Raw genomic sequence first — 8,694 nt, forward strand, 5'->3', positions numbered from 1 at the left:
GTTGACCACCCCTCCTGCGTCGCCACAATTCGATATCACCCCGGTCACCATCGAAGATGAGATGAAGCGGTCTTATCTCGATTACGCGATGAGCGTGATTGTGAGTCGGGCCCTTCCTGATGTCCGCGATGGATTGAAACCGGTCCATCGACGTATTCTTTTCGCGATGAAAGAGGCCGGTTACGACTTCAATAAGCCGTTCCGCAAATCTGCTCGCATCGTCGGCGATGTCATGGGTAAGTACCACCCCCATGGCGACAGCGCGATTTACGATGCCATGGTGCGCATGGCTCAGACGTTCTCGATGCGATTGCCGCTGATTAACGGACAGGGCAATTTCGGCTCGATGGATGGCGATCCGCCTGCCGCTATGCGTTATACTGAGGCCCGCTTGGCCCGCGTGGCGCATTCGCTGATCGAGGATATCGACAAAGAAACCGTCGATTTCCAGGCCAACTACGATGAATCCTCGTTCGAGCCAATGGTGCTGCCGGCACGATTCCCAAATCTACTGGTCAATGGCGCAGGTGGTATTGCCGTCGGCATGGCGACCAACATCCCTCCGCACAATTTGGGCGAGGTGATTGATGCTTGTTGCGCCTATATCGACGATCCCGAGGTTACCCCGGATCGCCTGACTGAAATTGTGCCCGGTCCTGATTTTCCCACTGGCGGCACGATTCTTGGACGCGCGGGTATCCGTGCGGCCCAACTGACCGGGCGCGGATCGGTGATCCTACGGGCCCGCATCCATTTCGAGGAAATCCGCAAGGATCGCGAAGCGATCATCGTCACCGAGATGCCTTATCAGGTCAACAAAGCGCGAATGCTTGAGCAGATCGCCGAGTTGGTTCGTGACAAGAAGATCGAAGGCATTTCCGACCTCCGTGACGAATCTGACCGCGACGGAGTGCGGGTGGTGATCGAGTTGCGACGCGACGCCATCGCTGAGATAGTGTTAAACCAGCTCTACCGCTTCACCCCGCTCCAAACCAGTTTCGGCGTCAATACCCTGGCGCTGAATGGTGGCCGCCCCGAGATGATGACCCTGAAGGACATCATCGCCGCCTTCGTCTCCTTCCGCGAGGAAGTGATCACCCGTCGTACCATTTTTGAACTGGGCAAGGCTCGTGATCGCGCCCACGTCTTGGCCGGTTTGGCGATCGCGGTTGCCAATATCGACGAAGTTATCCGGCTGATTCGCGCAGCTCCCGATCCCTCTACCGCCCGTGAACAATTGATGACGCGGGCCTGGGCGGTCGGTGACGTCGAGTCGTTGATTCGTCTGATCGACGAACCCGGACGAGGAATTGAGGATGGCACCTATCGTTTGTCCGAAATCCAGGCCAAGGCAATCCTTGATCTGCGTCTGCACCGCCTGACTGGGCTGGAACGTGACAAGATCGGCGACGAATTGCGCGAGATTGGGGCTCAGATCGTTGAATTCCTCGAAATCCTGTCGTCGCGGACGCGACGGCTTGACGTGATGAAGGAAGAACTGGCCGAAATTCGTGAACAATTCGCGACTCCTCGTCGGACCATGATCGAGGAAAACGAGTTCGAAGCCGACATCGAAGATCTGATCGCCCGTGAGGACATGGTGGTGACGGTGACCAACACCGGCTACATCAAGCGGGTTCCCTTGTCCGCCTATCGTGCACAGAAGCGCGGGGGCAAGGGGCGTTCGGGGATGAATATCAAGGAAGAAGATTTCCTCAACCAGGTCTTCGTCGCCAACACCCATGCTCCGATGCTGTTTTTCTCATCGGCGGGCATTGCCTACAAATTGAAAGTATATCGCCTGCCGCTTGGCACTCCCCAGGCACGGGGTAAGGCGATGGTCAATTTGCTTCCCCTCGACGAGGGCGAGACTATCTCAACCATCATGCCATTGCCCGAGGACGAAGCGGTGTGGGGCGATCTGCATGTGATGTTCGCGACCTCGCGCGGGGATGTCCGCCGTAACCTGCTTTCGGATTTTGCTGAAGTACGCGCCAACGGCAAAATCGCGATGAAGTTGGGGGAAGGGGAGCGGTTGATCTCGGTCCAGACCTGTTCCGCCGAAACCGACGATGTTCTGCTCGCGACGCGGATGGGCAAGGCGATTCGCTTCGCCGTGCGGGAAGTCCGCGAGTTCAAGGGACGCGATTCGACAGGCGTGCGCGGCGTGCGACTGGAAGAGGGCGACGAGGTAATCTCGATGTCGATTCTGGCTCACGTCGATTACGATAGCGAAACGCGCGAGGCATTCTCGCGTGGTGAGTTGTCGCCAGAGCAGACCGAAAAAATGCGAGCCGAGGAACAATTTATTCTCACCGTCACCGAGAACGGATTCGGCAAACGGACCTCTGCCTTCGAATACCGCATCACCGGTCGGGGCGGGCAGGGTATCGCCAATATTGACATGACCGCCAAGACGGGCACGGTGGTTGCGTCGTTCCCGATTGGTGACGATGATGAAATCATGTTGGTTAGTGACGGGGGCAAATTGATCCGCATGCCGGTGTTCGATATCCGTATTGCTGGCCGCAAGACCCAGGGCGTTACGCTCTTGCGCACCGCCGAGGGCGAAAGGGTGGTGTCGGCCGCCCGTCTTTGTGATCTGGGCGGTGGCACCGGCGAGGGCGAAGTGGACAGCGAAGGCGGCGAGGGCGAGTCCGAGGCTCCGCCGCTATCAGGTGGAGATGCGGCATGAGCAGACGGGTCGGTCTCTATCCCGGCACGTTTGACCCAGTGACCAACGGTCACCTTGACATCGTTGCCCGCGCCGCTGGCTTGGTTGATCATCTGATTGTCGCGGTAGCGGCTAACGCCGGTAAGGGGCCGCTGTTTTCTCTGGACGAGCGGGTGGAGATCGTTACCGCCGAAATGGCAGACCTCTCCGCCCAACTCGGCACCGGTATTGAGGTTCGCCCGTTCGACTCTCTCCTGATGAATTTTTGCCGAGAATGTGGCGCCAATCTGATCGTTCGGGGCCTGCGCGCTGTCTCGGATTTTGAATATGAGTTCCAGATGGCGGGCATGAATGCCCGCCTCGCACCCGATATCGAAACCATCTTCTTGATGGCCTCGGAACGCTGCCAGTTTATCTCGTCGCGGTTCGTCAAGGAGATCGGTCGTCTGGGTGGCGACATTTCACAATTCGTCAGCCCGGCGGTGAAGTCCAGGCTGGATACCAAGTTCGGCTCGGGGGACCGGCCATAAGAGGGGAGGAAGGCGTGGACAGCGAGAATATTCTGCACCTGGAGCTTAAGGGGGGGCGAGTCGTCATCGAACTGCGTCCGGATCTGGCGCCGAATCATGTCGCTCGTCTTAAAGATCTGGTGCGGCAGAAATACTATGATGGCCTCAAGTTCCATCGGGTGATCGAAGGGTTTATGGCCCAGACAGGTTGCCCCAAGGGGAATGGCACTGGCGGCTCTGGGGTCAAGTTGAAGGCCGAATTCTCCGCGGAAAAACATGTGCGGGGCACCTGCTCGATGGCACGCGCGCATTCCGAGGACAGCGCCGATTCACAATTCTTCATCGTGTTCGAACCAGCTCCCCATCTCGACGGAAAATATACCGTCTGGGGGCAGGTGGTCGAAGGGATGGATTATGTTGATGCCATTAAAAAGGGTAGCGTCTTGCGTAATGGCAATGTCGACAATCCCGATTCGATCATTAGTCTGCGAGTTGCTGCGGATGTCGAGATCAAGGCGGAAGATACTAATCCTTGAGGTGACAAAGAGAATGTCTGTATTAAAAGGTGCCGCCGCCGCGGTGTTTCTTTTTCTTGCCACCCTAGCTCCGGCTTCTGCCGCCACGCCCGAAGATACCCTTCTGCTCGATCTGGCGACCGGAACGGTAACGGTTGAGTTGCGTCCCGACCTTGCGCCGAACCATGTTGCCCGTATTAAGGAGCTGGTGCGCAAGGGCTTCTATGATGGCACACCGTTTCATCGGGTGATCGCAGGCTTCATGGCGCAGGGTGGAGATCCCACGGGCACCGGTACCGGTGGCTCGGGAACCAAATTGCGGGCTGAGTTCTCGGGTGAACCATTCGTGCGCGGTATCGTCGGCATGGCGCGCTCTAACAGCCCAGATAGCGCTGACTCTCAATTCTTCATCATGCTCGGTTCTTCCCCTAGCCTTGATGGCCGTTATACCGTGGTCGGCACCGTGCTAGACGGAATGGATCAGGTGGACAGGATTAAGAAGGGCGATTCTTCGGATAACGGGTTGGTCAGCAAGCCCGATAAGCTCATTCGCGCCCGCATCCTCTCCGACGTTAAGAAATAATCGGCCAATATGAAAACTGGAGATTGACGACAGGCGCTCATCTGAATATGGTGAGCGCCCTTTGGTAGGGGCCCGTAGCTCAGCTGGTAGAGCAAGCGACTTTTAATCGAGAGGTCCCGGGTTCGAGTCCCGGCGGGCCCACCAAAGAAACCCCCCGGAAACAGCCGTTTCCGGGGGGGTTCTTTTTTCTCTGACTGGATCAAAAATGGCCGTGGCTAGCGCTTTGGCTAGCAAAATGGCCGGGATTAACCGGGATTATATGGTGTCATCCCTCTGGCTCTTCACCCCGTGAACTCCAGCCCGAGTAGCCCGAGCAGTAGCCGCATCGGCGCTGAGATATCGACCTCGGGGAGCGGTACGCCGAAAGCAACGACGAACGGCCGCAGCACGACGCCATAGATTACCGCGAACGCCATCGCATACATGACGATGGCCCGAGGGGTGAAATAGTTCCGTGCCCGCTCTCCCTCGGCGGTTACGTCGATTTGCTTGATTGCCCGCTCGTGCTCCTGATCGGCGGCCTTATTGCGGTCGGGGATCAGACGGTCGGCCACGACCTTGCCGATGCCCAGCAAGTTATCGATGATCGGGATACCCATACCTCACCCCGCTCGGATCAGGGTGGCGACGCGGCGCGACCGCTCGCCCACATCGTCCGCCCACTTACTGTCGAGGGCTTCGGCTGCCGCCCGCTCGAAATCCCTGGCCTGCATTGCCGCCAGCATCCGCTTGAACCCGAGCAGGCGCGGCACCCCCATCATCGCCATGTTGATCAGGGCGCGCTGGCGGGCATCGGATAGGCGTTGCCACCACGGGATATCCCGGTCAAGCCAACTGGCGATGGCTGCGATATCGTTGTCGAGCAGCGCCAGGGCTTCGGCTTCGGAGATGCCCCGGTAATTGCTCACGGGGTTGGCAAAAGGGCTTGCGCCGAGGCGCGGAATATGAGTCAACCTAGGGATGAAGTCTCCGATCCGCTACCGCCTGAGTGACGCCGATAAGGACGCCTTGCTGTTGGAGCAGGCGGCGTTGATCGAACGTCAGGCCGCCCGTGAGCAATTACGATATTCCAGCTCCCTGACCGGTAATCATGCGGCGTTATTTGCTGGTTGGGTCCACGACAACAACGGAAACGTAGTGGGCATGAAAATTCTGGATCAGTTCGGCCCGCGCAACGGCGCGAACTCTCGTTCTGGCCGGGGCGCGGCAATCAACACAATTTCTCTTGAAAAAGCGCGAGATTACGCAATCATTACAAGATGATCGTTTTGAAGTTATCCGGGTTGCGTTTTATGAAGAGGGGGAGGACTTGGAATCTCCCCTCCTTAATGTGAATTGAAGCAACCCGACCGTAGATTCTATTGATCTGCTGGCTTAGAACATCGAGGCAGGGTTGTATTTGTGGATATTTTAGCATGAAATGCCAGAAACGAAGTGGTGCTGTAATTCTGTCATGTTTCCTCCTGTGGTGCGGAGGATTTTGGATTGCAGGGTATTTCTCTTCCGGACATGCTGCGGAGGACACGCCCCAGGCCGCTCTCATACGGTTCTTCGACGTTTATCCGTCCGTTCGTGGTTCGGGGGTGTCCTGGGGCAAAGAGCCCGATCGGCTGGCCACGGTTCTTTCCCGTGCGCTTCACGACCTGTTGACGAAGGCATCAAAGGCTGAGGGAGATGTAGGGAGGTTGCGACCGGACGAGCCTTGGGGAGTCGAGGGCGACCTGTGGACCTCGTTGTTCGAGGGGGCGGACAGAAGCCACATCGGATCGTGCAAGATTACAGGGAAACAGGCGCTCTGCGAGGTCAGCCTGACCAACGACGAAGCGCCGGCGACGACTTGGACGGATGTTTTCGTTCTGACACGGACCGGCGGCAACTGGGCCGTGGACGACGTTCGCTGGGGCGGCGACTGGGAGTTCATGCACAAAGGAACGCTACGAGATCTTCTCTCGTATGAAATAAAACGGGCAGCCGAGATTGCATCGGGCGTCCATCTGATCGATGGTGCGGCAAAAGCCCATCATAAGTAGCGGCCACAGGGGTGATCGAGTCAGAGTCTTGATCAATACGCACCACGCGGTGGTGATAACCCGCGTAATGGGCAGCCTGCCAAGATCCACTGGATCCCCATCGGGAACCCGCGCCGAGACGGTGGAACTGCGCATCCCCAGACTGCGCAAGTGCCGTGCTTCCTGTTGCCGCGCCGCCTATGCCCGCTTCGGCCTCAATGACCGCCAGATCGAGTTGATCGCCGAGGCGCCCCCCAAGCGGCACTATTCCCTGCAATCGCGGCGCGGCAACAGGCTGTTCGACCTTGCCCTCGGCCCGGTCGTCCTGGCGCTGTGCGGCGCATCATCCCCCGACGACCAGAAACTGATCGACCGTCTGTCCTCCGCGCCGGACTCGTTCCTCGAGTCCTGGCTCGCCGCCAAGGGTCTGCCCTGGGCGGTCGATCTGATCCGGGAGTACGTCCCATGACACACATTATATATGGAGTGGTTCCGCAGGGTGGGGCTTCCGCCCCACGCCCCGACCGGGAAGCCGGGCTTCCCGGATCCAACCCATTTTGTGGGTCTGGGGCCTCCAGGCCCCAGCGGGTCATGGGCGGAGCCCATGTCTTTGCTGTCGTGCTGGTCCTCTCGTTGCTCGGTCCACCGGCGCAAGCGCAATGGGCGGTGTTCGACGCCTCCAACTTTGCCGAGAACGTGCTGCAGGCGGCGCGGGCGATGGAGCAGATCAACAACCAGATCCGCTCGCTGCAGAACGAGGCGGCGATGCTCGAGACGATGAACCGCAATCTGCGATCGCTCGACAGTTCGTCGCTCGGGCAGATGACGACGGCGCTGTCGCGGATCAATGGCCTGATGAGTCAGGCCGACGGCATCGCCTTTACCCTCGACGCCACCGACAGCGCGTTCCAGCGGCAGTTTCCGTCGCAATACGGCGCGGCGATGATCAGCGACCAGTCGCTGGCGGCGGCGAAAACCCGCTGGCAGAGCGCGATGAGCGCCTATCGCCAGACCATGCTGATCCAGTCCCAGGTCAATCAGAACGTCCAGGCCGACACTGGACTTGCCCGGGAATAGTGGAGAGCGTGCATGCTAACTTTGCACGAGGGACATTCTGATGACGGGTTCAGGAATGAGGACATTCACCGACGAATTCAAACGGGAAGCCGTCCGTCTGGTTCAGACTAGCGGGCGGACAGTTGGTCAGGTTGCCGCCGATCTGGGGGTCGGGCATTCGACTTTGGGCAAATGGCTGACGCGGCACCGCGTGGCAATCACGCAGCCAGGCCCACATCGCCATTGGCCGGTATATCGATGGCTTCTATAATCCCGTCAGGCGGCATTCCGCCCTGGGATATAAAAGCCTATGCCGCTTCGAAGCCGAGGCCGCATAATCGGAGAATCGCTCTCCACTCTTCCCAGGCAAATCCAATCGATGGTGGCTGGCGCCCGGCGTGAATGCCCACTCTCTACTCGTGTAAATTGATGTGACCGTATCGGGTCGTCCGCGAAAAATTCGGTTCAGCCCTCCGGGATCAGACGGGCTGAGCGTTCAGGTTGTGCCTTTCGGCCCTGAGGACGGCCCGGATCATGGACAACAAAAGCCTCAGCCAGCGGAGCAGGAGGCGGAAGTTGTGTCCGGCGCCGCAGAGGATGGCGTTGATGCGGTCGCCGCTCTTTCCCTTGAGGAAGTTCCGCCCGAGAAGGCCGTCGTTTTTCATGTGGCCGATGACGGGTTCGATGGCGCTGCGGCGGCGCAGTTCGCGGCGAATGGCGTTGGTCGGGGCCTTGTTGCCGGAGATCCAGACCTTGAAGCGATCGAGGCCGTGGCCGCGATAGCCCTTGTCGACATAGATGCGGCGGGCGGTGACGCCGGTCCAGGCTTCGGTGGCCTCGACGGCAGCCTTGAGGGTATGGCCGTCATAGGGGTTGCCGTGGCGAGCGTCGATATGCAGGACGAAGTGACCTCCGGCGGCCGGGCGGTTGGTGGTGGTGACGGCGGTGACCTTGCAGCCGAATTCGTAGGGCTTGGCGGCCTTGCCCTTGCCGATGCATTCGACCTCGGGGGCGTGGAGGGAATAGACCTTCGGCAAGGGATCGCGGCGTTGTTGGGTCATCACCCGTTCGGCCAGCCACAGGGGGCGCTTGAAGGCGTCGGTCAGGGCCTCGTTGCCGGCGATCTTGCGGCGGATGTCGCGGATCACCCGCCCCAGATAGGTCTTCAGCCGCCGCAATTCGCGGCGCGCCCGGTTGAACTGCTTGGCGTGGGCGTAGCGGCCCTGCTTCATCGCCGCCCGCTTGCCGACGCGGGCGTAGCTCTGGCGAAGGCCGATGCCCCACTCTTGGGCCAGCGCCACCAACTTTTCCCGGGCCCGCTGCATCAGCTTGGCGTCGGTCGGGAAGG

11 protein-coding genes, 1 tRNA gene and 1 pseudogene are annotated in these 8,694 nt (G+C 59.5%); 10 read left to right on the top strand and 3 right to left on the bottom strand.

Annotation, left to right across the window (positions count from 1 at the left end):
- Nucleotide 1: 1 nt before the first annotated feature.
- The 5 genes from gyrA (at nucleotide 2) to PHAMO_RS17150 (ending at nucleotide 4,425) form a co-directional block, all read left to right on the top strand.
- Nucleotides 2-2,695 carry a DNA gyrase subunit A gene (gene gyrA / locus PHAMO_RS17130; RefSeq protein WP_002731195.1) on the top strand — a complete coding sequence of 898 codons (2,694 nt, stop codon included), beginning with the start codon at nucleotides 2-4 and terminating at the stop codon, nucleotides 2,693-2,695.
- On the top strand, nucleotides 2,692-3,204 hold the full coding sequence (coaD, locus tag PHAMO_RS17135; RefSeq protein ID WP_002731197.1) for a pantetheine-phosphate adenylyltransferase: 513 nt from the start codon (nucleotides 2,692-2,694) through the stop codon (nucleotides 3,202-3,204). Before gyrA ends, coaD begins: the two co-directional genes overlap by 4 nt.
- 14 nt (nucleotides 3,205-3,218) lie before the next feature.
- Nucleotides 3,219-3,719 (top strand): peptidylprolyl isomerase, encoded by a 501-nt coding sequence (locus PHAMO_RS17140; protein ID WP_002731199.1) that lies wholly within the window; start codon nucleotides 3,219-3,221, stop codon nucleotides 3,717-3,719.
- 13 nt (nucleotides 3,720-3,732) lie between these two features.
- Complete coding sequence (locus PHAMO_RS17145; protein ID WP_002731200.1) at nucleotides 3,733-4,281, top strand: peptidylprolyl isomerase; 549 nt, start codon at nucleotides 3,733-3,735, stop codon at nucleotides 4,279-4,281.
- Nucleotides 4,282-4,349: 68 nt separating this feature from the next.
- A tRNA-Lys gene (locus PHAMO_RS17150) sits at nucleotides 4,350-4,425 on the top strand.
- A 137-nt stretch (nucleotides 4,426-4,562) separates the two neighbouring features.
- Here PHAMO_RS17150 and PHAMO_RS17155 read toward each other — a convergent pair.
- Together PHAMO_RS17155 and PHAMO_RS17160 are read right to left on the bottom strand one after the other, a co-directional pair.
- Entirely contained in the window at nucleotides 4,563-4,880 is a 318-nt protein-coding gene (locus PHAMO_RS17155) for a hypothetical protein (protein ID WP_002731201.1), read from the bottom strand.
- Nucleotides 4,881-4,883: 3 nt separating this feature from the next.
- Nucleotides 4,884-5,189 (bottom strand): lysozyme family protein, encoded by a 306-nt coding sequence (locus PHAMO_RS17160; protein ID WP_002731202.1) that lies wholly within the window; start codon nucleotides 5,187-5,189, stop codon nucleotides 4,884-4,886.
- A gap of 52 nt (nucleotides 5,190-5,241) precedes the next feature.
- On the opposite strand from PHAMO_RS17160, the gene PHAMO_RS17165 reads away from it, so the two are divergent.
- From PHAMO_RS17165 to PHAMO_RS19185, 5 genes and pseudogenes are all read left to right on the top strand, one after another.
- Entirely contained in the window at nucleotides 5,242-5,544 is a 303-nt protein-coding gene (locus PHAMO_RS17165) for a hypothetical protein (RefSeq protein WP_002731204.1), read from the top strand.
- A gap of 152 nt (nucleotides 5,545-5,696) precedes the next feature.
- Complete coding sequence (locus tag PHAMO_RS18750) at nucleotides 5,697-6,311, top strand: hypothetical protein (protein ID WP_002731205.1); 615 nt, start codon at nucleotides 5,697-5,699, stop codon at nucleotides 6,309-6,311.
- 28 nt (nucleotides 6,312-6,339) lie between these two features.
- The gene (locus tag PHAMO_RS17175) at nucleotides 6,340-6,759 is read left to right on the top strand and encodes a hypothetical protein (protein ID WP_002731206.1); all 420 of its coding nucleotides are present in this window, start codon (nucleotides 6,340-6,342) and stop codon (nucleotides 6,757-6,759) included.
- Nucleotides 6,760-6,881: 122 nt separating this feature from the next.
- Nucleotides 6,882-7,367 carry a P-type conjugative transfer protein TrbJ gene (gene trbJ / locus PHAMO_RS17180; protein ID WP_235720883.1) on the top strand — a complete coding sequence of 162 codons (486 nt, stop codon included), beginning with the start codon at nucleotides 6,882-6,884 and terminating at the stop codon, nucleotides 7,365-7,367.
- 55 nt (nucleotides 7,368-7,422) lie between these two features.
- A pseudogene (locus PHAMO_RS19185) lies at nucleotides 7,423-7,557 on the top strand (transposase); the annotation flags it as partial.
- A gap of 268 nt (nucleotides 7,558-7,825) precedes the next feature.
- Here the strand turns inward: PHAMO_RS19185 and PHAMO_RS17185 are convergent.
- On the bottom strand, nucleotides 7,826-8,694 hold an 869-nt coding region (locus PHAMO_RS17185), incomplete at its 5' end, for an IS5 family transposase (RefSeq protein WP_040567760.1).

The sequence above is a fragment of the Magnetospirillum molischianum DSM 120 genome (assembly GCF_000294655.1).
GTDB lineage: Bacteria > Pseudomonadota > Alphaproteobacteria > Rhodospirillales > Magnetospirillaceae > Phaeospirillum > Phaeospirillum molischianum.